Origin of the sequence: Sphingobium aquiterrae, from assembly GCF_037154135.1 — a bacterium.
Taxonomy (GTDB): Bacteria; Pseudomonadota; Alphaproteobacteria; order Sphingomonadales; family Sphingomonadaceae; genus Sphingobium; species Sphingobium aquiterrae.
The window spans coordinates 33,710-60,152 of record NZ_JBANFL010000024.1 but is presented as its reverse complement, the minus strand read 5'-3'; the positions used below and the strand labels follow the sequence as shown (position 1 = coordinate 60,152).

The 26,443-nt window shown below is 65.0% G+C and carries 20 protein-coding genes; 12 read left to right on the top strand and 8 right to left on the bottom strand.

Features of this window, described 5'->3' with window-relative positions; all coding sequences use genetic code 11:
* Positions 1-72: 72 nt before the first annotated feature.
* From WFP78_RS20365 to WFP78_RS20345, 5 genes are read right to left on the bottom strand one after another with little or no spacing between them, the layout of a single operon-like run.
* Entirely contained in the window at positions 73-1,167 is a 1,095-nt protein-coding gene (locus tag WFP78_RS20365; protein WP_336966233.1) for an acyltransferase family protein, read from the bottom strand.
* Positions 1,164-2,264 (bottom strand): glycosyltransferase family 2 protein, encoded by a 1,101-nt coding sequence (locus WFP78_RS20360; protein ID WP_336966231.1) that lies wholly within the window; start codon positions 2,262-2,264, stop codon positions 1,164-1,166. Before WFP78_RS20360 ends, WFP78_RS20365 begins: the two co-directional genes overlap by 4 nt.
* Entirely contained in the window at positions 2,265-3,437 is a 1,173-nt protein-coding gene (locus tag WFP78_RS20355) for a glycosyltransferase family 4 protein (RefSeq protein ID WP_336966229.1), read from the bottom strand.
* Entirely contained in the window at positions 3,434-4,378 is a 945-nt protein-coding gene (locus tag WFP78_RS20350) for an NAD-dependent epimerase/dehydratase family protein (protein ID WP_336966228.1), read from the bottom strand. Before WFP78_RS20350 ends, WFP78_RS20355 begins: the two co-directional genes overlap by 4 nt.
* Positions 4,378-5,700 (bottom strand): glycosyltransferase family 4 protein, encoded by a 1,323-nt coding sequence (locus tag WFP78_RS20345; protein WP_336966226.1) that lies wholly within the window; start codon positions 5,698-5,700, stop codon positions 4,378-4,380. The genes WFP78_RS20350 and WFP78_RS20345 overlap by 1 nt, the downstream gene beginning before the upstream one ends.
* Before the next feature lie 270 nt (positions 5,701-5,970).
* Here WFP78_RS20345 and WFP78_RS20340 point away from each other — a divergent pair, with 270 nt between their 5' ends.
* Complete coding sequence (locus tag WFP78_RS20340; RefSeq protein WP_336966225.1) at positions 5,971-7,431, top strand: oligosaccharide flippase family protein; 1,461 nt, start codon at positions 5,971-5,973, stop codon at positions 7,429-7,431.
* A gap of 17 nt (positions 7,432-7,448) precedes the next feature.
* Here WFP78_RS20340 and WFP78_RS20335 read toward each other — a convergent pair whose 3' ends face one another.
* Positions 7,449-8,195: a WecB/TagA/CpsF family glycosyltransferase gene (locus WFP78_RS20335; RefSeq protein ID WP_336966223.1), complete on the bottom strand. Its 747-nt coding sequence runs from the start codon at positions 8,193-8,195 to the stop codon at positions 7,449-7,451.
* 204 nt (positions 8,196-8,399) lie between these two features.
* Entirely contained in the window at positions 8,400-10,037 is a 1,638-nt protein-coding gene (locus WFP78_RS20330; RefSeq protein ID WP_336966222.1) for a GMC oxidoreductase, read from the bottom strand.
* Positions 10,038-10,527: 490 nt separating this feature from the next.
* Between WFP78_RS20330 and WFP78_RS20325 the strand changes: the two genes are divergently transcribed.
* The 6 genes from WFP78_RS20325 (at position 10,528) to WFP78_RS20300 (ending at position 17,553) form a co-directional block, all read left to right on the top strand.
* Positions 10,528-11,739, top strand: a complete 1,212-nt coding sequence (locus WFP78_RS20325; RefSeq protein ID WP_336966221.1) for a hypothetical protein — start codon at positions 10,528-10,530, stop codon at positions 11,737-11,739.
* A 312-nt stretch (positions 11,740-12,051) separates the two neighbouring features.
* Complete coding sequence (locus WFP78_RS20320) at positions 12,052-12,597, top strand: polysaccharide biosynthesis/export family protein (protein ID WP_336966220.1); 546 nt, start codon at positions 12,052-12,054, stop codon at positions 12,595-12,597.
* On the top strand, positions 12,597-13,097 hold the full coding sequence (locus WFP78_RS20315) for a hypothetical protein (RefSeq protein WP_336966218.1): 501 nt from the start codon (positions 12,597-12,599) through the stop codon (positions 13,095-13,097). The genes WFP78_RS20320 and WFP78_RS20315 overlap by 1 nt, the downstream gene beginning before the upstream one ends.
* Positions 13,098-13,174: 77 nt before the next feature.
* A complete protein-coding gene (locus tag WFP78_RS20310; RefSeq protein ID WP_336966217.1) occupies positions 13,175-14,470 on the top strand; it encodes an outer membrane beta-barrel protein in 1,296 nt (431 codons plus the stop codon).
* 61 nt (positions 14,471-14,531) lie between these two features.
* On the top strand, positions 14,532-16,664 hold the full coding sequence (locus tag WFP78_RS20305; RefSeq protein WP_336966216.1) for a GumC family protein: 2,133 nt from the start codon (positions 14,532-14,534) through the stop codon (positions 16,662-16,664).
* Positions 16,665-16,860: 196 nt separating this feature from the next.
* Entirely contained in the window at positions 16,861-17,553 is a 693-nt protein-coding gene (locus WFP78_RS20300; RefSeq protein WP_336966214.1) for a hypothetical protein, read from the top strand.
* Here the strand turns inward: WFP78_RS20300 and WFP78_RS20295 are convergent.
* Positions 17,461-18,921: an O-antigen ligase family protein gene (locus WFP78_RS20295; RefSeq protein WP_336966212.1), complete on the bottom strand. Its 1,461-nt coding sequence runs from the start codon at positions 18,919-18,921 to the stop codon at positions 17,461-17,463. The genes WFP78_RS20300 and WFP78_RS20295 overlap by 93 nt on opposite strands.
* A gap of 369 nt (positions 18,922-19,290) precedes the next feature.
* Between WFP78_RS20295 and WFP78_RS20290 the strand changes: the two genes are divergently transcribed.
* The 5 genes from WFP78_RS20290 (at position 19,291) to WFP78_RS20270 (ending at position 26,393) form a co-directional block, all read left to right on the top strand.
* The gene (locus WFP78_RS20290; RefSeq protein ID WP_336966211.1) at positions 19,291-19,677 is read left to right on the top strand and encodes a Rap1a/Tai family immunity protein; all 387 of its coding nucleotides are present in this window, start codon (positions 19,291-19,293) and stop codon (positions 19,675-19,677) included.
* Between the two features lie 82 nt (positions 19,678-19,759).
* Positions 19,760-20,977 (top strand): cell wall hydrolase, encoded by a 1,218-nt coding sequence (locus tag WFP78_RS20285; protein ID WP_336966210.1) that lies wholly within the window; start codon positions 19,760-19,762, stop codon positions 20,975-20,977.
* A gap of 148 nt (positions 20,978-21,125) precedes the next feature.
* Entirely contained in the window at positions 21,126-21,935 is an 810-nt protein-coding gene (locus WFP78_RS20280) for a metallophosphoesterase family protein (RefSeq protein WP_336966209.1), read from the top strand.
* A 551-nt stretch (positions 21,936-22,486) separates the two neighbouring features.
* Entirely contained in the window at positions 22,487-25,525 is a 3,039-nt protein-coding gene (locus tag WFP78_RS20275) for an Ig-like domain-containing protein (RefSeq protein ID WP_336966207.1), read from the top strand.
* Between the two features lie 175 nt (positions 25,526-25,700).
* Positions 25,701-26,393, top strand: a complete 693-nt coding sequence (locus WFP78_RS20270) for a methyltransferase domain-containing protein (protein WP_336966206.1) — start codon at positions 25,701-25,703, stop codon at positions 26,391-26,393.
* The last annotated feature ends 50 nt before the right edge of the window (positions 26,394-26,443 follow it).

Below are 26,443 nucleotides of genomic sequence, written 5' to 3'. Positions count from 1 at the left end.
CCGATCAGAGCTTTGAAGCCATGATCTATCTCACCGCTGCCGTCATCAATTCCCGATGAATCCCCACAAACCTTAGGGCGCGACGGGCGCGGCTTTCCCGGTTGCCGGGCGCCGTGCCGACAGGCCGCGCTTCAACCCTTCGGTGATCGGCATCTCGATCCAGCGATAGATGATCAGCGCGACGAGGATCGATGCCGCCACCCCGGCGATCACGAACAGCATGTCGCGCCCCGGCACATCGGCCAGCCCCAGCCGGCGCCAGACCTGCCCCAGCGCCGACAGCGTCATCCAGTGCGACAGGTAGAGCGAATAGGAGGCGTCGCCCAGCAGCTTCAGCCCGCCCACGCCCCAGCGCGTTTCCCGGAACGGCAGGTGCAGCACGCCTGCAAAGATCATCAGGCACGGCAGGCCAAGGCTGAACGGGCGCGGGATGAAGGGCACATAGGTCACGCAGGCAACCGCCAGCGCGCCCAGCAGGATCAGCGCCCAGCACAGGCCCGGCCCCATCTTCCACCCATGCAGGAACAGCCGGCACGCGACCATGCCATAGACGAATTCCAGGATGATGCCGTCGGTATAGAAGACCGCCGGCCCCCGCACGGCGACCGCCAGCGGCACCGCCGCGACCAGCAGGATCGCGCCGCCCACCATCGGCAGCAGCCGGTCGATCCGTCCCCGCGCCAGCCACAGGCCAGCCGCGAAGACCAGATAGAAAAACATCTCGTAATTGAGGCTCCACCCCGGAATGACCAGCGGCCGCCATTCATGGCTGACCGGATGCGCCGCCGCGATCATCAGGAAGGAGGCGACGACATGGCCGATCTCGAACCGGCTGGATTGCAGCACCTGCGGCAGGAACAGCGCAAGACCCGCGACCAGCACCGTCAGCAGCCAGTACAGCGGCAGGATGCGGATGGCGCGGTTCATCAGGAAAGCGCCCGGTCCGCGCCCCGGCGAGCGCGCCGCCGAATAGAGCATGATGAAGCCGCTGATGACGAAGAAGATGTCGACGCCGGAGGACAACGGCATGAAATCGCTGCCGGCATAGCCCATGCGCATCAGTTGCGGGAAACAATGGTACAGCACGATCATCAGCGCCGCGATGCCGCGCAGGCACTGGATCGACGTCAGGTCATGGGTCCGCGCATGATCCGCCGTTTCCTTCATCGCCCCTGCTCCCTGTCGCCCGTTCCCCTGCCGCCAATTTCCCTGCCATCAGTGAACAGCGCGCTGCCATAGGGGCCCTTGCGCCGCCGGCCCGTCACCGCGTCGACAAAGGCCCGCGCGATCACGGCCCGCGCCCGCCTGTCCCCCCGCCGGCCATGGTCGAACCCGGTTTTGGCGAGGCGCGCCGCCATCACGGGCAGCGATCCGCGATGATAGCGCGCATAGAAGCGCAGGCTGTTCACGGTCAGATAATAGAGGCTGGTGTCGCTGGGCCGCGTCACATTGCTACTGCCGATCGACCCGCCTTCCTTGTGATAGACGCGCGCGGCAAGGCATGTCGTCTGCCGCACGCCGGGGGGCAGGCGGCGAGCCCAGTCCGGCTCCTCGAAATAGAGGAAATAATCCTCCGACATGCCGCCGATCGCTTCATAGACGGTCCGCCGCACGAACATGGAGGCGCCCATCACATAGCTCAGCTGCGCCTCCACCGCCGCCTCTTGCGGCAGCGAATCGGCAGGCAGGCCGAAGCCGATATGATCGGCGCGCGCCCACCGCACATCCATGATGCCGCCCAGCCCCTGCACCATGTCGGGCCGGTCATAATAAAGCAGGGTCGCGCCGATGATCCCGGCATCGGGCCGCGCGGCGGCCTTGTCCAGCAGCCGGTCGAGGCTATCCGGGGCGACCACGGTATCATTGTTGAGCAGCCAGAAAGAGCGGCAGCCCGGATCGCGCGCCGCATGGGCAAGACCCAGATTGTTCGCAGCCGCAAAGCCCAGATTGGCGTTGGCGGCGATGACCGTGATGCGCGCATCCCCCGGCGCCATGCTCTCCGCCTCGGCCCTGTCGATGACACGGACGGTCGGGCAGTGCCGCCGCTCAATAGGCAGCAGCGGCCAGGGCGGCCCCTCCGGCACGTCCATGGGCGCCGGCATGGCCGCCCATGCCGCGATCGCGGCGATGGACCCGTCGGTCGATCCATTGTCCACGATCACCACACCGAAATCGCCATTGTCGAGGCGCATCAACGATTCGAGGCACTCGATCATGTGATCGCGCCCGTTCCAGTTGACGAGGATGATCTGCGTCGTCGCCATCTATGCCGTCACGATATCCAGGCAGGCGCGCCCGATCCTGTCCCATGACAGCAATGCGGCCAGCCGCGCGCGGGAGCGGAAAGCCATGCCGCGACAGCTTTCGACCGGCAACGCATGAAAGCGGCGCACCGCGTCGGCGATTCCTTCCGCCGTCACCGGCTGCGCAATCGTCACCGGCTCCAGACCGCCCTCGATCAGCTCGGATATGCCGCCCGCGCTGGTCGTGATCAGCAGGCGCTCGGCAAAGGCGGACAGGATGGCCACGCCCGAGGCCGAGCGGAATTCCTCATAGGGCAACAGCACCGCATCGCTTTGCGCCAGCAGGGCATGCAGCCGCTCTTCCGGCACGAAGCCGATGTCCATCGTGATGACATCCTCCAGCCCGCTGGCCGCCGCCGCGCATTCCTCCCAATAGGCGCTATCCTCAAGATGCGGCGCGCCGGCGATGGTCAGCCTGAGACCGGGCGCCATGTCGGGCACCTGGCCGCGCAGCAGCCGCATCGCCTCTATCGCTTCCCTGATCCGCTTGTTGCGGCGCAGGCTGCCGAACAGAAGCAGCCGGCGATCCCCCGGCGCGGGCACAGGATCGCCGGAGTCATAGGCGCCATGCGGCAACACCCAGACGCGGGCGCTGCGCCCCCAGTCGGCCGCCAGTTCCTCCCGCGCGGCCTGCGTCAACACGACGACCCGGTCCGGCAGGCGGTAGGACAGGCCCTGCAGCCAGCGTTCCAGCCGCTGGAACCGGCGGGGAAAGCGCCAGGCATGGGGCGTCACATCATGCACGATATGGGTGATCCGCCCGCCGATCGCCTTGATCCAGAGGAACTGCGCGACCTGGATCGGAATCCAGTCGTAGAAGGTGACGATATAGTCCCGCGCATGCCGGCGCGCACGCAGCAGCTTGGGAAATGTCACGGCGATCCGGCTTGCCGTGCGCAGCCCGCGCGCCACGATGGTGCCCGCCCCCGCGCCGCCGCCGCCCGCCGGCAGGATATCGCGGGTGACGGACGGGTGGCCGGGCTCCCGCTCACGCGGATCGAAATGCGGTGCGATCAGCCGCACCTGCGCGCCCGCGCCGGCCAGCCCGTCCACCAGCGCGCTGACATAGCGCATCGCCCCGCTGCGGGAGACGGAAGAATAGACGTTGAGCTTCACCCCCGCCGAATCGGTCATCCAGATGCGGTCCTTGCCCATGCTGCGCTATCGGCGATAGCAGTGGCATGGCCGGCCCATCCGGGCAAAGCCGCATGTGCCGCATCGGACACATAATGCGCCCGGCGGTTGAACAGGCCGGTGAGGCCGGGCGTCATCGGCGGCGGCGTCACCATCCCCAGCCGTCCGCCCAGCATCTCCGCGATCTTGAGCGGATAGGCGGCGTAGCGCTCCGTCCGCAGCCGCGCGGGCGAGATGCGGCGGGGCGGCAGGCCCAGCGCGCGGGCGAAATCGGTCAGATAGCCGTTCCAGCTCGGCGGCTCCGGCGCGACGAGATTATAGACGCCACCCTGCCCCTCGCCCAGGCAATGGATCGCGAAAGCGGCGACATCGTCCACATGCACGAGGTTGCAGATACCCTGCCCGCACGCGCCCAGATCGCCCAGCCGCCCCGCCATCAGCAAACGCGCGATTCGTGCCGTCCAGAGCACCGAGCCGGGGCCATGGACAAGACCGGGCCGCAAGATCGTGATCCGGCCATAGGGCGAAGCGCGCAGGATCGCCTCTGCCTCCACCTTCGCCGCGCCATAGCCATCTACGCCCACGCCCTGCGGCGCATCCTCGCGAATCTCGCCTTCCCGGTCGCCATAGACGGCAACGCTGCTGAAATGGACCAGCCCGGCCAGTTCCAGCCGTTCCGCCGCCGCTATCGCCGTGCGCGCGGACGCCACGATCGCCCGGTTGCTGCCCATGACGCAGTTGACAATATGGGTCGTGCCCCGCGCCGCCGCTTCCACCGCGCCGCTGTTACAGGCATCGACCACGCGCGCCTCGACGCCAGCCGGGGCAGCGCCCGCGCGGCGCACGCCGGCGATGACGGACTGCGGGCCATGCCGCGCCACCATCTGCGCAACGATGCGGCGCCCGACAAAGCCGCTGGCGCCCAGAACCAGAATCCGCATCAGCGCCCAGCGCCGTCCGCGCCGGGCTCAGGCTCAGGCTCAGGCTCAGGCTCAGGCTCAGGCTCAGGCTCAGGCGCACGCACAGGCACGAAGCGGATGCCGCAGCGGCGATCATAGATGTCGAACAGCGCATCCTGAAAGGCCTCCAGCGAGAAACGCCGCGCGAACAGCGCGCTGCCTTCCGAAGACAGCGCCAGACGCAGGGCGGGATCGCCGATCAGCCGCGCCAGACCGGCGGCCAAGCCCGCCCGGTCGCCCGGATCGCAGAACAGCGCGTTCGTCCCGTCGGCCAGCACTTCGGCGATCGAGCCGACCGGCGTGCATAATACCGGAACCCCCGCACCCAGCGCCTCCAGGATCACCAGCGGCAAGCCCTCTTCATAGGATGGCAGCGCAAGGATATCGGCCCGCTCCAGCAGGTCCAGCGCACCCTCGCGATCCACCCAACCGAGGAAATCCGCGCGGTCGGCAATGCCCTCGCGCGCGGCCAGGGCCCGATAATGGTCAAGGTCGCCACCGCCGGCAAAGGCCACCCGCCAGTCCCCGGCCGCCGCCGGCACCCTGGCCAGCGCGGCGATCAGGTCCGACACGCCCTTGCGCTCGATCAGGTTGCCCAGGAACAGGATATCCACCGGCCCGCCGGACGATCCGCCGGAAGATCCGCGCGCGACCGCACGCCCGGCGCGATTGGCGACGCCATTGTGCAGGATGTCGATCCTGGCCGGGTCGACATGCAGTTCGTCCACGATCCAGCGGCGGAACCGCTCGCCCAGCACCACCACGACCGTCGCGGCCCGGAAAGGCCGGCGCAAGGCCCAGCGGACGAACCGGCTGGACCGCGCATACCATGGCGCCATGCTCACGGCATGGAGGTGCAGCACCGTGGGCACACCCGCAAGCCGCGCGGCCAGCACGATCAGCCCCTTGCGCCCGGCACTGCCGAAATCGCCCATATGCACATGCACCAGCGCGGCGCGGCCGGTCAGCGCGCTTTTCCAGATGCGCAGGATGCACAGCGCGAGCAGCCACAGGGAATAGACAGCGCCCCTCCCGTCGCGCGTGATGAGCGGCACGAAGGCGTAGCGGCCCGCCCCATCGGCGCCCGCGCGCAGGATATAATCCTTCACCTGCCCCATGCCGCCGCCGGCCTGCCCATCCGGCGCGACAATGAAGATGGCCTTGGTCTTTACCGCTGTGATGGATCGGGCACCTTGTTCATGGGATCGCACGCCATCGTCGGGCGTTGCAGCCTTTGTCGAAAAACTTTCCGGCGCGGTCAACGTCAGTGCGCCAGAATGGGCTTCACCGTCTCTATGGTGCATCTCATCCACCCTGTTCCGACTGTCTGGCCCATCGCGACAAATGCCTGTTATCCGCGAAGAAGAAAAGCATGTTAACCTTGTCGACCCTGCCCTTATGGGGCCGTTGCAGGATTGCACAGACTGTTTCTTGCCCCGGCGAAGCGAGGTTGCGAATTTTTATATTTCCACTGGCGTTCATTGCTGCAACATGCCCGCCGCCGCGCGTTTTTTTAGCGTAACATTGTCGAGGACCGTTATTTCGCGCACATCTTCAGCTTCACCGGGGCGCCTATGTCGATAAAGAAATCGCTCGCGTGGATGGGGCTGGCGCAGCTCTTGTCCTTTGCGCTGCAATTTGCCTCGACCATCGTCGTCGCCCGTTACCTGTCGGCCCATGAATCGGGCATCTATGCCGCCGCGCTGGCGCTGGTCGGCATCCTCGCGCTCATCCAGACCATGGGCCTGCCCGCCCTGATCGTGCGCGAGGAGACATTGACGGACGAGGTCAAGGCATCGGCCTTCACCGTCAACGCGCTGGTCTCCATGCTGCTCAGCGTGGCGATCGTCGCGCTCAGCTTCGGCGGGGAAGCGATGCTGGGCGATGTCGGCGTGCGCTATGCCCTGCTCGGTCTGGCGCCCACGCCGCTGTTCGCCATCTTCTCCTTCCTGCCCGCCGCGATGCTGGAGCGGGATGGCGATTTCAAGGGCATCGCGCTGGTCGGCACCGCCGGGTCGATCGCCGGAACCTCGGTCGTCATCGCATCCGCCGTCGCGGGCATGAGCTATATGAGCATCGTGTTCGGCCAGTGGGCCAATGTCGCGACCGTCACCATCGGCATGAACATCGCGGGGCGCCATCATGTCGCGCTCCAGCCCAGCCTGCGCGCCTGGCGCAGGGTCGCCGATTTCGCGCTGCAGATGCTGGCCGTCACCGGCGTCAACAATCTGTCGACACGGCTGTCGGACGTGCTGCTCGGCTATTTCACCGGGTTGAGCGCGCTGGGCCTGTTCAATCGCGCCAGCGCCATCAACGGCCTTTTGTGGAACAATATCCACCTGTTCATCGGCCGGGTGATGCTGGTCGACTATGCCGCGCTGGTGCGCGACGGCCAGTCGCTGCGGGATCGGTACATCCGCACGGTGGAAATGATCACGGCGCTGCTGTGGCCGCTGTTCATGGGCCTGACGATCCTGGCGGGGCCGATCGTCGTGACGCTGCTGGGCGAACGCTGGCTGCTGGCGGCGACGCCGCTGGCGCTGCTGTCCTTCTCATCGGTGATCCTGGCGTCCATCACCATGACCTGGGAGCTGTTCGCAGCCACAGACCGCATGCGCGCGCAGACCCGGATCGAGATCGTCCGCAGCATCGTCGCGCTGGCCGCCTTCACCGCCGGCTGCCTGATCAGCCTGAACGCGGCGGCCGCCGCGCGGATATTGGACGCGGTCTTCGCCGTCATCCTCTATCGCAAGCATATCAACGACATGACCGACACGCGCACCCGCGACTTTGCCGGGGCCTATCTGCGCGCGCTGGGGGTGACGGCGCTGGCCTGCGGCCCGGCGGCGGCGGTCATGCTCGCTTATGGATGGGCGGCGCGGACGCCTGTTGCCGCGCTGGCGCCCGCCGTCCTGCTCGGCATCATACTGTGGGCCGCCGGACTTTATGCACTCCGCCATCCGCTGTGGCAGGAGGTCAGCGGCGTGATCGCCCACCGCCTGGCGTCCCGCAGGATCGGGCGCCCGGCGGGTTAGTTCGTTCGGTCCGGCAATCAGGAACCCTGGACAGCCGCCGCCGCATCCTGCGGATGGCGACGGAACATCAGATATCGGGTCAGCACCAGGGGCTCGATCAGATAGCGGTAGCCAAGCCGCCGGGGCGATACCAGCAGGCGATAAATCCATTCCAGGCCATATTGCCCCATCCAGCGCGGCGCCATCTTCTGGGTGCCCACCTGAAAATCCAGATAGGCGCCGGTGGGCAGGAACACCGGCACATCGACCATCTGCTGGATGGCGTGAATCCATTCTTCCTGGCGGGGCATGCCCATGCCCACGATCACCAGATCGGGCGACCATGCCTTCAACCAGTCGATGATCTCCGCCTGGGTCGATCCGGGCGACAGGTCCGCCATGTCGAAAAAACCGTTGCGCCCTTCCAGCTGGAGCCCCGGGAACCGGCCGTGCAGCAGGTCCATGCCCGCCGCCAGCGTCGCCGGATCGGCGCCGACATAGCCGATCTTCCACCCCTTGCGGACGGCCAGCGCGAACATGTCGTCGTAAAAGTCCAGCGACGTCGTGCGCATCCCGCGCGAAACCTTGTGCCCCATCATATTGGCCAGGAAGACCAGCGGCATGCTGTCGATCATCACCAGCGTATCGGACTGGTTGAACAGCCGCGCCATCACCGGACTGTCGAACATCACGGCCATGCCATGAACATTCAGATTGGCCATGATCAAACGATGATGCGCGGTTATCGCCCTGTCGATATGATCGAGCACATCGCTGACCGTCATCGGATGCAGCCGAAATCCCAGCAGCCGAATGTCATGAGGATTTTCATCGGAACGGGACAAGACAGCGCGCACTACACAGTTCGATTCGGTTGACGTGACGGATTTGTATAGCGCACGAACCGTTAATTACATTGTTCCATGCCAAAACATATAGTCCAATGCGACGCTGTGCTTATCGCGCCACATTATATCCGCCAATAAGGGCTATTGGTCGCGGGCAAGCGCATCGGCCAGGCGCAGCGCCAGCGCGACGACGGTGAAGGTCGGGTTCGCCTGCCCCGATGTCGGCAGCACCCCGCAGCTCGCCAGGAACAGATTGGGGCTGTCGAAGCAGCGCAGGTCGCCATCCACGATACCCCGGTGCCGGCTGGTCCCCATACGGGTGACGCCGATCTGGTGCGTGCCGTGCGATGCCTGGGAAAGCACCATCGCCGCCCGCTCGTCCCGCGCGCAGCGATGCTCCAGATGCCCCACATCATGCCGGGTGAGCCATGCTTCCAGCAGGTCGTGCGTCTTCACCACCGATTCGGCATCCTGGGTGGAGAAACGCAGGTCGATCGTCAGCGACGGCAGGCCCAGCCGGTCCGTCTCGCCCGAAAGCCACACCCGGCTGTCGCGCCGGGGCACCTGTTCGCCATGATAGGACAGGCCGAAGCGGTTGCGATCGTTAAGGATGAAGAAGCCCGGCAGGCGATAGCGCCGGTCATGGCGGCGACGCAGGAAGGACACGGCAAAGGCCATGGCCGAAGGCAGGCCGCGCGCGACATTCAGGATGTGCGTGCCCAGATTGCCCGGCCGGTTGCCCACATGCCGCCGCCGGATCGCCTCCGCCACGATCATCCGCCCCAGCGGCGGGATGCTGAGCGCCAGATAGGCGGCCGACAGGATCGCGCTGCCATGCCGGGGGTCGGCGACAGGCGGCACCACCGGCCAGAAGGCACTGTTGAGCAGGCCGTTTTCCAGCTGCGCCGCCATCGTCGGCACGATGCGCCGCCGCACATAGGAACCATGGCGGTCGACAAAGAAGTCGAAGGCACGGGCGATGCCCGCATCCCTGAACACGATGTCGGCGATCTCGCCCATCAGATGGCCCATATAATAGCGGCCCAGCGGTCCATCCCCGCCACCGAAGCGCTGCGGCGCCTGGCGCTGCGTCGCCAGCAGCAACCGCGCCGTCTCGATGCCGCCCGCGGCGATCACCAGCCGCCGGATCGGCACCTTCACCCGCTCGCCGCTCAGGGAATGCGCGACGTCGATCGCGGTGACGGCGCCCGATTCGGCAAAATCCATGCCGACCACCGTGCTCAGCGTGTGGACATGCAGCCGGGGGTCGCTCGCGATCGCATGCTTGAAGATCGTCTGGGACGCCTGGACATTCACCCAGCGCTCCAGCGCATCGGTGGCAAACGGGCCGCCCTCCTCGTCGAACAGCGGCGCATCGGCCTTGTACACCGGCGCACCGGAACAGGTCGCGGCGACCGCGCGCGCCATATAGGGCGCGATCGCGTCATAACCGATGGGCCAGCCGGCATCGACATAGGGACGATCCACGAAATCGACGGGATCATAGGGAAGGCAGCGCCCGCCCCACAGGTTCGACGAACCGCCCAGCTGCCGCGCGACGGCGACGATCATCTCGTCATGCCGGGTCGGGTCGACCAGTTCGGCGGCGGACAGGGCCTGCACCGGCTCGTTGAAGCTGGTGCCGCCCGATTCCAGCAACAGCGTGTCGATGCCCTGCCGCGCCAGATCGGTCGCCAGGGCAAGGCCCACAGGCCCGCTGCCAACCACGCAGATGGGATAAGCGGCTTCCGCAAGGCCCTGCGGACCCTGTTTCAGCATGGCGGCCCTGAAATGCTGGAAAGGGCTTCCCCCGCATGCGACGCCATCGCCCGGCCCACCCGTGGACGCCCGATCTCCGGACAGCTCATCCCCGGACGGTCCATCCTGAGACGGCCCACCCTCGGACGGATTGCGAGGGTTGCCCCCTCGCAAAAGCGCGGCGATCGGAAAAGGGTCACTATCGGGACGGCTGCTTTCTTGTTTTGCACAGATGCCCTGTCGGTGGAACGCAAGCCCTCTTGCTGTCCGGTTTCTGGCTTACGCACCGGAAGAGCGCAAGTCCATAGAGGCGCTGCATCGGCACGGCGCCGCCGGCCGTCGTCCCCATTCAGGATCGAACGGATGAATTCGACGCCGATCCATTTTGTCATTGCTCCATGAGGATGGCGCAAGCTAGGCACATCCGGCAGCAATCGCATGTCCATTCCAACCGAATCACATGACGACCAAGAGGTTTATTCAAACGCCGGCGAGTTGAGGCACATCATCCATGGCGCTGTCACGGGCGGTTCGCGCCTATTATCTTAGGTTCCTCGCCAAGCCGATGATCCTGCTGCTCTACGCGTCGATGATCCTGCATTCCGCGGGCATTTTCGAGGTGTTCTGGCCCGGCGCGGCCTTTTTCGGCCTGCTGGGCATGAGCATCGCGATCACGGCGGGCCTGTTCCTGTGTGTCGTCAACCGCACGCCGGTGACGGCATTGTGGGCATTGATGATCATCGGCTTCTTCGCGCTGCAGAACTTCGTGTTCTCGGTGCATAGCGGCGCGCGGATGAACCTCAACGCCCTGATCGGCTATCTGCCGCTGGTCAGCTTCGTCCTGATTCGCCAGCGTGTCGTGTCGATCCATTTCCTCATGCGGTCGCTGGCCTTCTTCACCGTGCTGTATCTGGCGACCTATGTCTTCCTGTACGACTATCTGGTGCATCTGACGCCGGCGGAAAACCCCGCCTTGCTGGTAGGCGACGATATCCGGGGCGCGCGCCTGCGACTCGTGCTGGAACTCGCCTCGTTCATCGTCTTCTATGCCACGCTCGCGCGCCGGATGAACATCCTCTATCGGCTGCTCGCGCTGGGGCTGGGCATCGCGGCGCTCTGGCTCAGCGGATCGCGCACATTCCAGGCGCTTTTCGTCCTCGTCTATCTGCTCGCCATGTTCAAATTGCTGGGGGTGGGCGCGCGCACATTCCTCTTCATGCTTTTCTGCGGCGTCGGCGCGACCATCCTGTCGGGGATGTTCATTGCGTGGAACCCGATGGCGCTCTTCTCGGGCGACAATTCCGGCCTCGCCCGCGCCACCGAATATGGCTATGCCATTCAGGCGCTGCAGCGGCACTGGTTCACGGGCGTCGGCCTGTGGAACGACTTCGGCACCTTCCAGGAATATCTGCGCACGCCGAAATACAACCCGCTCTTTCCGTCGGACCTGGGCATCCTTGGCCCCTATATCGTGCTCGGCCTGCCGGGGCTTCTCATCTATATCCTCGCGACCTGGTTCTGCATCGTTCCGCGCCTCAGGCATCTTTCGACGCCGGGGCTGCGCGCGCTGCGGCTGAACTGCGTGCTGTGCGGCACCTATGGCATCATCAGCCCCGCCATCTTCCTTGAAAGCCAGACCTTTTTCCTGGCGATGCTCATCGGCCTGGCCCTGCGGACCAGGGCGCCGATCAGGGGCCTGGGGAGAAGATTATATTTGATGTGATTATGGACCAAGCAATCCTTGGCGGCCTTTCGCATATTGGTTAAACGCGGAACGGACCAGGGTGCTGCGATGCAGCATCGGGGGCGACCATTCATGTGCGACACCATGCGGCCCCTGGCCTCATGTGCGGCATTCCGTGCAATCCACGCGGCATATCGACGTCACAATTTTGATGCGACAGCGAAAAAAAGGTTAAAGCGATACACCTTGCACTGCAACTGTGCGATAAGGCCGCCGACAAGATGCGCGGTAAGTGCTGAGACTAAATCAAAGGGGTATGATGTGATTTCCAGAATTGTTCTTTCCCTTTTCATGGTTTTTCTCGCTACCGCATGTGCCGCCGGCGGTGGCGGCGAAGTCATCTCCACCGGGGAGCGCTACGCCGCACCGATGGCCAATGAGGAATATCGGCTGGACACCGGCGACAAGATTCGCCTCAACGTGTTCAACGAGCCGACCCTGTCCGGCGAATTCGCCGTAGGGTCCGAAGGCACTGTCTCCCTGCCGCTGGTGGGTGAGGTGGTCGCCAAGGACAAGACACCGCAGAAACTGGCAGCCGAAGTCCAGACGAAACTGGCCGACGGCTATCTTCGGGAGCCCAAGGTGGGCATCGAAGTCGCGACATACCGCCCCTTCTTCATCCTTGGCGAAGTGAGCGCGCCCGGCCAGTATCCCTATGCCAACGGCCTGACGGTGATGAACGCCATCGCCACGGCCCAGGGTTTTACACCAAGAGCAGATAAGAAGGTCGCATATATCCGGCGCGCCGGCGCCACCCGTGAGGAACCGCTGAAGCTGACACCGTCACTTCGGGTCTTTCCGGGCGACACCATTCGACTTGGGGAGCGATACTTCTGATGAGCCATATGACCACCGCCAATCACAGCCGCTGGGGTTTCCAGCGGCAAACCATCATGCGCAAGGCCAGCTTTGCCCTTGCCTTCACCCTGCTGGTTCCCGGCGCCTTCCTGGCGGCACAGGACAGCACCGGCACGCCGGGCGCCACCGCGCCGGTGGACAATACGGCGCTGATCGCCGCGCTGGTGTCCACGCTGCGGTCGGAACTGTCCCGGTTCACGCCGGAATCCACCGTGGAGGACGTCGAGGCATCGATCATCTTCGTGCTGAACCAGCAGGAATATGACGACGCCGTGGTCAATGCCGCGTTCGACCAGGTCGTCGCAACGCCGGGCACGCCGGACAATGTGAAGCAGGCGATCGAGAATATCCGCCGCAGGCTGGGCCGGCTTGCCCGTGGTACGGGCGCCCTTGGCGGCGGTGACGGCTCTTTTTCAGGCGTCGGCTTTTCCGGTCCTGTGATCGGGGTAGGCGGCGGCGGCTCGAATTACAGCCAATGAGCCGGCATGCGCCGCGCAACGTCCGCCCTGTTGAAAACGAGACGGGCAGCCTCGCCCAAACCCGGAGTTCACATCGCATGAAAAAGCGGAACCTCTCATTCCTGCTGGGTTCCCTGGCGTGCTGCTATGCATCCAGCGCCCATGCCCAGTCCGAAACCCTGCTGGTCCAGCCCTCGCTGCCGGACGATTTCGATCGCGGCCGCAACATCAGCGTGCAGCAGCGCGCGCGCCCCGATTATGATCCCATCGGGATTCGATCGGGCGCGTTCAACATCTTCCCGCAGGTGGAAACCTCGCTCGCCTATTCGGACAACGTCTATTATTCCGACAACAACACGGTCAGCGACGGTTCGATCACGGTCGCGCCCAGCGTGCAGGTGGTGTCGGACTGGTCGCGGCATCAGCTGCGGCTGCGCGGCAATGCCCGGCTGACGCGCTATTTCGACGAGACGCTCCGCAACCAGAACCCCTGGAACCTGGGCGCCCTGGGGCGCGTAGACGTGGGGGATACGCTGCGCTTCATCCCCGAAGTGCAGCTGGCGCGCGAATTCGAGAACCCCTTTTCGGGCGAAACGACCGCCGACCAGTCGGCGCTGTCCAACTATCTGCGTGCTTATGGTTCACTTCGGACCGAATATAGTTCCGGCCAGACCAAGCTGACGCTGTCGGTGGACGACACCAATTATGATTTCAGCACTATCGAACTGCGCTCCGGCACGATCCGCGACCAGTCCGACCGCGATCGCAACATCTTCCGCGTGACCGGCCAGGCGCAATATGCGTTCACACCCAGCATGGCCGCCTTTGCCCAGCTGGGCTATCGCAAGACCGACTATCCGCACCTGCTGCTCAACGGCGATGCCAATCGCGATTCGGACAGCTGGGTCATCATCGGCGGCGTCAATTTCGACCTTTCGGCACTGATGCGCGGCACGATCGGCGTCGGCTATATCCGTCGCAGCTATGACAGTCCGCTGTACAGGAATGTCGACGGCTTCTCGGCCGAAGCCAAGGTCGAATATTTCCCGACGGAATTGACGACCGTCACCCTGGCTGCGCGGCGCACGATCGAGGATTCGTTCATCACCACGACCAGCGGCTATTTCGACAACCGCGCCTCGCTCCGCATCGATCATGAATTGCTGAGGAACCTCATCCTCTCCGCCATGGGCGAATATGCGAAGCAGGATTATATCGGCTCGAAGCAGAAGGTGGACGTCTATCGCATCACCGGCTCGGGCACATATCTGGCGTCCAACTGGATGAGCTTCTCGCTCAACCTCGCCTATACCGGTCGCTCGGCGAACGACATTGCCCTGGGGCAGGATTTCAATGAGTTCCGCGGTCAGGTTGGAGTAACCTTTAAGCGGTAAGCTCCCGTCGGTTATTTTTTACCCTTTCCATCTCTCTCTCATCAACGGAACATGGTCCCTTATGGAAGTATCTCGCGAGGCTGAAGGATATGAAGGCCGGCTGGCCGACCTGGTTATCATGGTTCGCGACACGGTACGTCGTAGATGGAAGACCATGGCAGCGATCACCCTGGCCATTTTCGTGGCCGGGGTGGCGCTGGTGATGATGATGACGCCTCAGTTCGAAGCGACGGCGCGGGTCCAGATCGATCCCTCGCGCAATCCGCTGGCCAAGACGGCGGACTCCACCGCCACGCTGACCCCCGAGGCGATCGAAACCGAAGTCAGCGTGATCAGTTCGCTCGACCTTGCGCAGAAGGTCGTGAAGAAGCTGAACCTTGCCAGCGACCCGGAATTTTCCAAGCTGGTGAACGAGCAGTCCGGCGTCGCGATGAGCGAGACGGAGCGCGATGCCGCCATTGCCGGCGCGCTGCTGAACAAGCTTTCGGTCAGCCGCGACAAGCTGACCTACATCATCCAGATCCGCTTCCGCTCGCGCGATCCGATCAAGGCGGCGCGCGTCGCCAATGCCTTTGCCGAGGGCTATCTGGAAACCAAGATCGATTCGAAGGCCGGCACCGCCCGCAATCAGGTGGAATGGTTCCGCAGCCGGCTGGACAAGCTGGGCAGCGAAGTCCGTGAGGCCGATGCCAAGGTCGCGCAATATCGCGCGTCCGCCGGCATCGTGTCGGGCGGCCCGGGCCAGGTTGGCGCCGGCACCATCGCCGACGAACGCGTCGGCCCGCTTTCCGGCCAGATCGCCACCGCCGAATCCGAAGCGGCGGCAGCTCAGTCCCAACTCGCTGCGGCGCAGTCGCAGGCGGCCAGAGGCGGCCTCGATTCCGTGTCTATGGTCCGCAGTTCGCCGGTTGTTGCGGAACTGCGGCGCCAGCGCGCGCAACTGCTGCGCGATATCGGTGAAGTGCAGGCGCGTTATGGCGACAAGCATCCCGAGAGCCTGCGTATACGCGGTCAGCTCGAAACCGTGGATGCGCAGATCAAGGACGAAGGCAATCGCGTCCTCGGCTCGCTGCAGGCGGACGCCGCGGCCAAGGAGGCCCAGGTTTCCAGCCTGCGTCGCTCGATGGGCGGCCTGGAAGTGGAACGTGCGCAGAACACCCGTGCCGCCGTGCTGGCCGACAGCCTGGAGCGCGAATCGACCGCCAAGCGGGCTGAATATGACCGCCTGTCGCAGATGCTGCTGGAAAGCACGCAGGCCGCGCAGAACTCGATCGCCCAGGCGGAAATCGTCGGTCGCGCCGAAGTGCCCACGGCCCCTGCCTCGCCCAACAAGCCCCTGCTGTTCGCACTCTCGCTGATCGTCGGCCTCGCGGCCGGCGGCGGCACCATCGCCGTGCAGGAAATGATGGTCACCGGGCTGCGCTCGGCGAGCGACATCGAGACCCAGCTTGGCATCCCCCTCCTCGCCGCCGTTCCCAAGGTCGGCAAGGATGTCGCCCCGGCCGATCTGGTCGTGGAGAAGCCCACCTCGCTATTCTCCGAATCGCTGCGGATCGCCAGGGCGTCCATCCTCGGCGTGCGAAGCGACAAGCCCTCTCAGGTCATCGCCATCACCTCGGCGCTGCCCAGCGAAGGCAAGACGACCACCGCCCTCGCCTTTGCGCGGACGCTGGCCATCGGCAACGCAAAGACGCTGCTGCTGGAATGCGACGTTCGCCGCGCGGTGATGCGCGGCATGACCGGCAACGACAATGAGGGCGCCTCCGGCATCGTGGAGGTGCTGCATGGCGACGCCACGCTGGAACAGGCGATCCGCCCGAGCAGCAGCGTCGCCAATCTGGACCAGCTGTTCGTCACGACGCCCTATTTCAGCTCGGAAGATCTGTTCGGCGGCGACAAGATGCGCGAATTGCTGAAGCGTCTGGCAACCCGCTACGACAAGATCGTGCTCGATCTTCCGCCGCTGATCGGCCTTGCCGACGGTCGTTTCCTCGCCGTGCTGGCCGATGCGACGGTGATGGTGGTCAAGTGGGACGAAACGCCGACCAACGCGGTCGTCTCCGCAATCAACTGGCTGCGTTCGGACGGGGCCAACCCCATCGGCGCGATGTTCACCATGGCGGACACCCAGGCCGAGGCCATTGGCGGTCTTTACTATTCGAAGAAATATTCAAGCTACTATCAGGATCGCTGACAGCGCCGCCGCCCGCGCATCCCGCGGGCGGCGGTTCGTTTCCGGCATGGTTCGTTCTGGCGCGGCTGATTCCAGCGTGGTTCATTCCGGCAGGGGCCGGCAAGGATGAAGCGCGCGTTTGAAAGGGGGGATATATGTCAATGTTGCCCCCATTGCCCGCCGCGTTCCGCATCTCGGCCCTCATGGAGCGCTGATCGTGCCCGCTTCCATACAACATCGCGAGACAGGCTCAGCCGAAGCATCCCGCCGAACGGCTTCGATCATCGCCGCCGGCGTGCTTTCGGCGGTGGTGGCGCTCTGCATCGTCGCCCTCCATCGCGAGGATCAGGTTGCGCAGGCCAAGCAGTTGCTCGATCGGCAACTGAGCTGGGGCGATTCCCGCGCATTCCATCAGTTCCAACTGCTTCCCGGCGATCCGCCGCCGCGCGCGCAACTGACTCACGCCCTTTATCTTGCGCGCGGGGTCGCGCCGCTGCCCGACAGCAAGGACAAGCAGCGCATCCTCGACATCGCCCAGCGGGAAGTGGACGAGGCCATCGCCAGCCGGCCGCATTGGGGCGAAGCCTGGGTGGTCAGGGCCTTCATCGCCTATGGCCGCGACAATGCGCCCTCGCCGGCGATGCTGGCCGATCTGGCGCACAGCTATGGGGATGGGCCGCTGCAGCGCGATGCCGGGCCATGGCGCGTGCGCATGGCGCTGGCCAACTGGCAGGCCTTCGATCCGGCAACACAGGACAGGATCGTCGCCGAAACGGTCTGGTTGCTGCAGGTTAGCCCACCGGCCTCCCGCCGCGTGCTATTTGACCTTGCGCGCAGCTCTCCGGCCTATCAGCGCATTTTTCTGCGCTGGCGCCTGTTCCAGCTGCATGAGCGCGGGCTGGCGGGATAGCGCCTGGCCCCAGGCCATGCCGGCCAGGAACAGCATCAGGCAGGCGGTCGCCGGAAAATCGAGCACGATGTCGACCATCGCGCAGGCCAGGAACAGGATGACGGCAAAGACCAGCCCACGCTGCAGCGCGCTCCATGCCCGCCACGGCCATCGCTGGTTGATGTCCCTGGCCAGCCGCCCCCCGGCCAGGATCATCAGCGCCGCATAAGGCAGGCCGCCGTTCAGCAACAGCTGCAACAGCAGATTATGGGCCGAATTGACCGTCCAGGTCGCGGGCGCGCCGACATTGTCCGACAGGATATGTTCGTTGAGCGCGGAAAAGGAGCCCGCGCCATAGCCCAGGATCGGCGATTGCCACGCCGCCCCGGCAAACTGGCTCCACAGCTGCATCCGCATCCCGGCCTCCCCGCCCAGATTGGCGAGCCGCTCAAGCCAGAGGTCGGAATAGAGCAGCAGCGTGGCGACCACGATCGTCCCCGCCGTGGCCAGCGCCGGCACGAACTGGCGCGCGCGCCGGCGAATGCCGTGGCGCTCGCCCAGCAGCATCGCCGCCATCAGGCCAAGCGTCATCAGCACGGGGAAGCGCGCGGCCGTCAGCAACTGGCAGGCCAGCGACAGCAGCACGATGCCGCCATAGAACATCCCCCTGGCGCCATCGCTATGCCGCCGCTCGCCGCCTGCCCGGCGCCCGATCATGTCCAGCGCGCTGGCAAGCGCCAGGATGGCCGCCGCGCCGCATACCGCCGCGGTGACATTGGGATTGCCGATCAGGCCGGCAAAGCGATGATCGCGCACCAGCGCCCAACTGTCCCACACCCCGCCATGGGGCAGCGCACGCAGGATGACGGCGAAGATCAGGTGGATGCCGATGACGATCAGCAGGGCATCGATCAATTCCTGCCGCCGCCGTCCGCGCCAGCCGGCCCGCGCGCCGATGACAAGCGCGGCAAGCCCCGACAGGATGCTGAGGAATTTCGGCAGGAACATATCCGGCGCCAGCGGCACACCCGAATCGCCCGGCATCCAGACCGCGCTGAACCGCACGATGACGAGCCACAGCATCGCCCCGCCGGCCAGCAGCAGCACGGACGCGGTCCGCCGCCAGAACCGCATGGACGGCGGGCGCGAAAGGATGAGCGCCACCAGCAGCAGGCTGTTGCCAAGGCAGGACAGGATCTGTCCCACCGCACCGTCAAATCCGTTCAGGAACAGCCCCGCACCGATCACCAGCGCCGTCAGCGCCGGAGATTGCCAGACGGGCTCCAGCCATTGCCGGAACCGCCGGGCCAGCGCCGCCGCATCGGGGCGCTCGCCCGGCCCGGCCCGGCCCCTGGCCGATCGGCGCGCAATGGCGATCTCCTCATTCACGCGCGGCGCCTCCTCGGGCCGGCGCATCGCAGGCACGGCATGTCGGCATTGCTCCTCCCGTCAATGATGGTCCGTTCAGCCATGGAGACGCTTTTCCCGCATTCGACACTCATTTCCTGTCCAGTCCACACCCACAGACGAGACTCGCCGTTACCGACCCTATCGTCGTTGATGAAATAAATCTGTAAGGCCCGGGCCGGAAAATGGGTCCACATCCACCGTTCATTCACATCAGTGCCATAATGGCACCAACTCTTCTCAATATGGGATGGGCCGAAGCCTGTGTACAATTGCCATATTGCACTGCAACGACTAGGGGTATCGTGATGCCGACTTTCCCGCCGATGCCCGGCGCATTGAGGTTTTGAGATGTTCGCTGCTCTTCTGGCGGCCGTGGCAGGCGCTGCGGCCCCCGCTCCGCAAGCCGTATCCGCGCCCCGGCCGGCAGCCGCCGCGCCGGCATCTTCGGCATCCGATATCGGCTATCTCACCGCGCAACAGCTGTCCGCCAAGTGCAGGAGCAGCGCATCGGCGGAAGTCTCCTATTGCTTTGCCTATATCGCCGCCGTCACCGATTCCGCGCGCGCCTATGAAATCTGGCTGAGCGCCCGCGAATTCTGCCTGCCCGCCGGCATTGCCCAGTCCGAAGTGCGCAGCGCCTTCATGACCTATGTGTCGGCCTATCCGTCGGACTCATCGGGCCAGGCGGCCTCCGTCGTCATCAACGCCCTGAAGCAGACCTATCCATGCGGGTGATCCGGCCGTCGCCCCTGGCCCGGCCGGATGCGCCGCGGCGTTCCGGCAGGCGGCATGCACCGGCGCGCGGGGCGATTCGCGCATGATCGTCGTCCATGGCGCCCAGCCGCTGACGCCGGATCGGCCAAGGCCCGCACAGCGGCGGACCGCGATGCTCATCGTCGTCCTGCTGCTGTTCGCGCTGGCGATCGGCGCGGCGGCGGCCGGCGTCTATTTCGCGCTGCGCGAACCGGAAAGGGCGGTGGCCCCCGCCGCCTTCCGGCACAAGATCGTCAACATAGACTTCAATGCGCTGCCGACCCGCGAAGACGCCAGCATTATCGAGGAAACCACCGTTTCCGACACGGCCATGCTGCAGCGCATGTCGCCGGAAGACGCGGAGGCCTATAACGCCCGCATCCCCGCCATCGCCGGCCTAGTCCAGCCGGCACGGCCGCTTTCGGTGCCGTTGGGCGACGGCGTCAACTTCCTGCGCTCGCTCGACTGCATGACCGCCGCCATCTATTATGAGGCCGCGAACGAGCCGCTGGACGGCCAGCGCGCCGTCGCCCAGGTCATCCTCAACCGTGTGCGCCATGTCGCCTATCCCCATAGCGTCTGCGGCGTGGTGTTCCAGGGGTCGGAACGGCGCACCGGCTGCCAGTTCTCCTTCACCTGCGACGGGTCGATGGCGCGCATCCCCTCCCGCCAGGGCTGGCTGCGCGCACGTGGCGTCGCCAGCGCGGCGCTCAGCGGCCTCGTCTATGCGCCGGTGGGCCTGTCGACCCATTATCATGCCGACTATGTCGTGCCCTATTGGGCGTCCAGCCTGACCAAGGTGAAGACGCTGGGCCGGCACATCTTCTACCGCTGGCCCGGCCTGTGGGGCAAGCTGGCCGCCTTCGTCTCCCCCTATGTCGGCAATGAACAGCCCTTTCCCGACGATCACGGCGTCGAAACGGCGGGAGCCGAGCAGGAAGGGCTGATCGGCGCCGATGGCCTGCCGCTGCTGCTCCCCTCGACCCTGCCCGCCGAACGCCCCGTCCTGCATAGCGGCGCGCCCATTGCCGTGCCGGACGCCGCGCTGGCGGCGGCGGCAGGCGGCACAACCGCGCCCGCCCCGGCGCGCGCCTATCTCTCCTCCAGGGCGGCCCCGCCTGCCACTACGCCTACCTCGGCCCTCGCCGCCCCGGCCCTCGTCCCTGCGCCACCGCGCAGCGTGACCGGCGGCGTCCTGCGAGCCGGCGCGCAGGCATTGCCGCCCGTCCAGCCACCGCCCGCCCCCGCCCTCAATGCGCGCGCGCCAGGGGCCGGAACATGACGGCGGCACGGCCCGACGGCATGGATCGGGCGGCAAGTTCATCGCCCGTCAAGACACTGCATCTAAAAAGCTTGATGAACCATGCCATTACAGGGCATTGTGCAACAGCGAAGAACCCGGCGCATGCAGGTCCGGTTCGGGGAGCTTAATGGGCAAGTTTTCAAAGTTTTTCGGTTCTTCCCGCAGCGCGAAGGCGCCGTCGACGGATGCGGGCGACCGGATCTACGCGATCGGCGACATTCACGGCCGCCACGACCTGTTTCGCGCGCTGCTCGACAAGATCGAGCAACATGCCGCCTCCCTGCCCGCCGGCAAGACCACCCATGTCATCCTGGTCGGCGACCTGATCGATCGCGGCCCGGATTCCGCGCAGGTCCTGAAACTCGTCTATAATGTGCAGCGGCAGACGCGGAACATGACCGCGCTGCTGGGCAATCATGAAGAATTGATGGTGCGCGCGCTGTCCGGCGAGCCGGGCATGCTCAACGCCTGGATCAAGCTGGGCGGCGGCCCGACCCTGCGCAGCTTCGGCATAGACGTGCCCACCGGCGCCTATGATCTGCGCGAATTCACGCAGAGGGTGGCCGATGCCATCCCCCGCGAATGGGTGAGCTGGCTGCAGACCCTGCCCTTGAGCGCGCGGTCGGGCGATTATTTCTTCTGCCATGCCGGCGTCCGCCCGGGCGTGGCGATCAAGAAGCAGAACCGCAACGACCTGCTCTGGATTCGCGAGGAATTCCTGTCGAACGAGGACGATCATGGCGTCGTCGTCGTCCATGGGCACAGCGTGTCCAGCGAAGTGGAACTGCGCGCGAACCGCATCGGCATCGATACCGGCGCCTACAAGACCAATGTGCTCACCGCCCTCTATCTGGAGGGGACGGAGCGGGACATCATTTCCTGCGCCTTCGCCGCGGAAGCGCCGATGGTGGCGGGCGACGCGGTAAAGACCGCCTGAGCATAGCCGCACGGCCCGCCCATCGACCGGGGCGGGCGCCCTGGCTTGCGGTTTTTGCATTGCAGCGAAAAAGCTGATCCATTGCGGCGATGCTTCCGGTGCTCCGTCAAACCCTGTCCATGATCGGCGCCTGCCTGCTGCCGTTGCTGCTGCTCGCGCCTTCGCCGGCATCCGCCGCCGCCCTGCAGCCCGATTCGCGGGCCGGCCATGGCGGGCCATCCGCTCATCCCGCCGCTTTTCCCGCGCGCTTGCCCGCGCCGGACACGATATCGCTTCCGGAGCGGAGGCTTTCCTCCACCTTAACCTTCGCACGCTCCATCGCGCCCGCCGCACCCGCGCCACCCCTATCGATGGTCGGGCAAGCGGCTGAACAGGCTTATTTTTTCGTTTACGCAACAAATGGTCCCGAAGCGCCCGATCAATCCGCATCGGTTGAAAAGTCGCGGATTCCAGCCATTGATAACATTCCAAATATGGCGTTAACTAACTGCGAAAACCGTAAATTGTCGGGATGCGAGGATGTTTCTTCTCGGGCAAAGGAGCAACGCATCGTGTACATTTCAGCAGACGGCACCGAACTTCGTCTTTCAGGGGCTTCGCAGAACTGGGTTGCGGCCCCATCGGGCAGCTATCAAACCCGTTACGGCACGGGCAATAACGATGTGTTCTATTCCAGCTATGGCGACACGCTGGTCGGGGGCGCGGGCGACGACATCTACAATCTGTGGGACAATGTGTCGAAGGTGTCGGAAAGCGCCGGCAGCGGCATAGACACGGTCTACGCTTATTATTGGGGCCCGGCGACCCTGTCGGCGAATGTCGAGAACCTGTTCCTGATGAGCGGCGGGTCGACCGCGGGCACCGGCAATGCACTGGGCAACATCATCGTCGCGGGGGATGTGCATGCCACGCTGGATGGCCTTGGCGGCAATGACGTGCTGGTCAGCGGCAAGGGCGCGGACGTGTTCAACCTGTCGGCCGGCAATGGCTCCGACGCGATCATGGGCTTCCAGACCGGCTTCGACGCGATCCGCCTGAACGGCTATGGCATCACCAGTTTCAGCCAGTTGCTCTCGCTGGGCGCGCAGACCGGCGCGGACGCCACCTTCACCTTCTCCAACGGCGAAAAGCTGGTGCTGCGCGACACGCAGCTCTCCAGCCTGCACAGCTATGATTTCGACATGGCGGCGCCCTATACGGCGCCCGCGGGCTTCACGACCATATCAAAGGCCGGGCAGGCATGGGTCGCCAATGGCTGGTATGTGCTCAACAACGCCTGGGGCGCGACCGGCCTGACCGAAGGCACCGACTTCACCATCAACAGCGCCTACAACAAGCTGGACCTGACCGGCGGCACGACCTTCAACTGGTCCTTCCCGCTGACGACCGAAAATTATCAGCCGATCCGCGCCTATCCCGAAGTGATCTTCGGCGTGTCGCCCTATGGCAATGTGTACAACACGACCGACAAGGCCAATGTCTTCCCGCTGCAGGTCTCCGACATCGTCTCGCTGACGGCGGACTTTGACGTGACCCATTCGGGCAACAGCGGCGGCTATAATGTCGCCTATGACATCTGGCTGACCAACGTGGCGCATGGCGACGAGAGCACCGTGACCAACGAAGTGATGGTCTGGGTCCACAAGGGCGATTTCCCGCCCTTCGGCGATGTCATCGGCACCTATACCGACGGGAATTTCCACGCGACGGTGTACCATACCGGCACCTATACCGCCGTCGTCGCCGATCAGGACTGGAACGCCGGCACGCTGGATGTCGCGCATCTGCTGAGCGCCCTTGAAGACATGGGCATCGTGTCGGACAGCGAATTTCTCGCCTCGATCGAGCTGGGCGCGGAAGTGACCAGCGGCACGGGCTCGCTCACGATCAACAATCTCGACCTCAACGTGCAGTCCAAGGGCGTCGATGGCGCCATCATCCAGAAGCTCGTCACCGGCTCCGGCACCACGGTAACGGAGATCCCGGCCGAGCAGCCGCAGTCCCCGCCCGCGCCCGTCGAACATGCCCCGGAATTTATCGGCTATACCGATCATGCCGCCTTCTCGGTGGCGGAGGGCAGCCAGGCGGTCGCCACCCTGACCGCGACGGATGCCGACAGCGGTTCCGTGCTGCACTATGCGATCGCCGGCGGCGCGGATGCGGCGCTGTTCACCATCGACGCCGACACCGGCGCGCTCAGCTTCAAGGCCGCGCCCGATTATGAAGCGGCGGCCGACAGCGGCACGGACAATGTCTATGACCTGGTGGTGCGCGTCGATGACGGGTCGCTGAACAAGGACCTGGCCGTCGCCGTCAACGTCACCAACGTCAACGAAGCGCCGGTCGTCACCGCGACCTCCTCCACCCTGGGCGTCGTTCAGAGCCGCACCACAGCGGCCATCGCCATCGGCGCGACGGATGTCGATGGCGACACGCTGTCCTATGCACTCAAGAGCGGCGCGGCCCCGGCCAAGGGAGAGGTGGTGTTCGATGCCGCGCATGGCACCTATACCTACCATGCGGCCGATGACGCGACCGGCACCGACGCCTTCGTCATCCAGGTGTCCGACGGCCATGGCGGCCTGGCCGAACAGGCCGTGACCGTCACCATCGACCAGCGCATCGACACGCTGGTGGGCAACAGCAACCGCGAATGGCTGAACGGCGGCCAGTGGATCGACCATATTTCGGGCGGCGGCGGCAACGACATGATCTATGGCGGCGCGGGCAACGACGTGCTGCATGGCGATGCCGGCAATGACACGATCAGCGGCGATGACGGCAACGACACGCTCTATGGCGACGATGGCGACGATTATCTCAACGGCAATGCCGGCGACGACATGCTCTATGGCGGGGCCGGCAACGACACGCTCTATGGCGGCGCGGGCAACGACCATATGGAAGGCGGCGCCGGCGACGACATCTATTATGTCTATGAAGCCGGCGATGTCGTCGTGGAACAGGCGGGCCTGGGCACAGGCACGGATACGATCCTTACCATCCTGCGTGCCTACACGCTGGGCGACAATGTCGAAAATCTCACCTATTCGGGCGCCAGCAGCTTTGCCGGCACCGGCAACGCGCTGGACAACACGATCATCGGCGGATCGGCCAGCGACAAGATCTGCGGCCTTGCGGGCGATGACAGCCTGTTCGGCGGCGGCAACAACGACACCCTTTATGGCGGCGACGGCAACGACCTGCTGAACGGCGGCTATGGCGACGATATCCTTGTCGGCGGCGCCGGCGCGGACAGGCTAACCGGCGGGGACGGCGCGGACCGCTATGTCTTCACCGCGATCGGCGACAGCACGACCAGCGCCAGCGACCACATTCTCACCTTCTGGCGAGCGGAGAATGACAAGATCGACCTGAGCGCCATAGACGCCAACATCGGCACCACGGCGAATGACAGCTTCGCCTATATGGGGTCGGCGGCCTTCACCGGCGCGGCGGGCCAGTTGCGCTACCAGACGGTCGACGGCCATGCCGTGATCTATGGCGACGTCAATGGCGACAAGATCGCGGATTTCGCCATCCATGTCGACAATGTGCCGACGATGTTCATGAGCGACTTCATTCTCTGAAATGTAACCCCGGTCCATGATGATGCCCGGTCTGCTCCATCATGGGGCAGGCCGGGCATTGCCTTGGGGAAACCCATGACGGGCTTTTATCAGCATGCTTGACGGCACGCCGGCGCTCGCGCAATTCCGCCGAACACAATGCCGAGCGCGCGTGCTTCAAGATGAAAGGGCCAAAATGGTTTCGCAGGACAGGGCAAAACGACCAGGCGTTACTGACCCCGCCGATGAAATCGCCCCCAATGTTTCGGAAAATCGCTTTCGCCAGAAGCGTTTTTCTCTGTTCCGCGCGCTGGTGGAACAGAATTTCGTGGGAAAATCGCCGATCCGCGTTGTCGATATCGGCGGCGCGCGCAACTATTGGGCGGGTTTGAAACCGCTCTGGGCGCATCTCCCGCTGGAGATCACCATCGTCAACATCGGCACGCAAGCCATTGACGATGCACCCTATTTCATCCGGCCGGGCGACGCCTGCGACCTGTCGCAATTTGCCGACAACAGCTTCGACATCGTCCATTCCAACAGCGTGATCGAGCATGTCGGCCAGTGGCCGGAGGTCGAGGCCATGGCGCGCGAGGTCCGCCGCCTCGCCCCGCATTATTATCTGCAGACGCCCAACATCGCCTTCCCCTATGAACCGCATTTCCGATCGCTGTTCATCCACTGGTATCCCGAACCGATTCGGGCCGCCATGCTACTGCGCCGCGCCCGCGGCTTCATCAAGAAGCAGGCGGACATGAACGGCGCCATGCTGGAAATACAGGCGATCAACCTGCTCTCCACCCGCCAGATGGCCCACCTCTTCCCCGATGCCCGCATCGAACATGAGCGTATCCTGGGGTTCAGCAAGTCCATCATCGCGATCCGTTGAGGGACAGGGGCCATATATGGAGGCCGCCGGCAGGGTGGCGTGCGACGAAG

Excerpts from the sequence above, each read along its gene's own strand:
- WFP78_RS20340 (WP_336966225.1), top strand. The coding sequence starts at position 5,971 with ATGTCGATAAAGAAATCGCTCGCGTGGATGGGGCTGGCGCAGCTCTTG.
- WFP78_RS20285 (WP_336966210.1), top strand. The coding sequence starts at position 19,760 with ATGATCGTCGTCCATGGCGCCCAGCCGCTGACGCCGGATCGGCCAAGG.
- WFP78_RS20365 (WP_336966233.1), bottom strand. The coding sequence starts at position 1,167 with ATGAAGGAAACGGCGGATCATGCGCGGACCCATGACCTGACGTCGATC.
- WFP78_RS20320 (WP_336966220.1), top strand. The coding sequence starts at position 12,052 with ATGGTTTTTCTCGCTACCGCATGTGCCGCCGGCGGTGGCGGCGAAGTC.
- WFP78_RS20325 (WP_336966221.1), top strand. The coding sequence starts at position 10,528 with ATGGCGCTGTCACGGGCGGTTCGCGCCTATTATCTTAGGTTCCTCGCC.
- WFP78_RS20305 (WP_336966216.1), top strand. The coding sequence starts at position 14,532 with ATGGAAGTATCTCGCGAGGCTGAAGGATATGAAGGCCGGCTGGCCGAC.
- WFP78_RS20355 (WP_336966229.1), bottom strand. The coding sequence starts at position 3,437 with ATGACCGATTCGGCGGGGGTGAAGCTCAACGTCTATTCTTCCGTCTCC.
- WFP78_RS20330 (WP_336966222.1), bottom strand. The coding sequence starts at position 10,037 with ATGCTGAAACAGGGTCCGCAGGGCCTTGCGGAAGCCGCTTATCCCATC.
- WFP78_RS20360 (WP_336966231.1), bottom strand. The coding sequence starts at position 2,264 with ATGGCGACGACGCAGATCATCCTCGTCAACTGGAACGGGCGCGATCAC.
- WFP78_RS20350 (WP_336966228.1), bottom strand. The coding sequence starts at position 4,378 with ATGCGGATTCTGGTTCTGGGCGCCAGCGGCTTTGTCGGGCGCCGCATC.
- WFP78_RS20310 (WP_336966217.1), top strand. The coding sequence starts at position 13,175 with ATGAAAAAGCGGAACCTCTCATTCCTGCTGGGTTCCCTGGCGTGCTGC.
- WFP78_RS20345 (WP_336966226.1), bottom strand. The coding sequence starts at position 5,700 with ATGCACCATAGAGACGGTGAAGCCCATTCTGGCGCACTGACGTTGACC.
- WFP78_RS20270 (WP_336966206.1), top strand. The coding sequence starts at position 25,701 with ATGGTTTCGCAGGACAGGGCAAAACGACCAGGCGTTACTGACCCCGCC.
- WFP78_RS20315 (WP_336966218.1), top strand. The coding sequence starts at position 12,597 with ATGAGCCATATGACCACCGCCAATCACAGCCGCTGGGGTTTCCAGCGG.
- WFP78_RS20335 (WP_336966223.1), bottom strand. The coding sequence starts at position 8,195 with ATGACGGTCAGCGATGTGCTCGATCATATCGACAGGGCGATAACCGCG.
- WFP78_RS20290 (WP_336966211.1), top strand. The coding sequence starts at position 19,291 with ATGTTCGCTGCTCTTCTGGCGGCCGTGGCAGGCGCTGCGGCCCCCGCT.
- WFP78_RS20280 (WP_336966209.1), top strand. The coding sequence starts at position 21,126 with ATGGGCAAGTTTTCAAAGTTTTTCGGTTCTTCCCGCAGCGCGAAGGCG.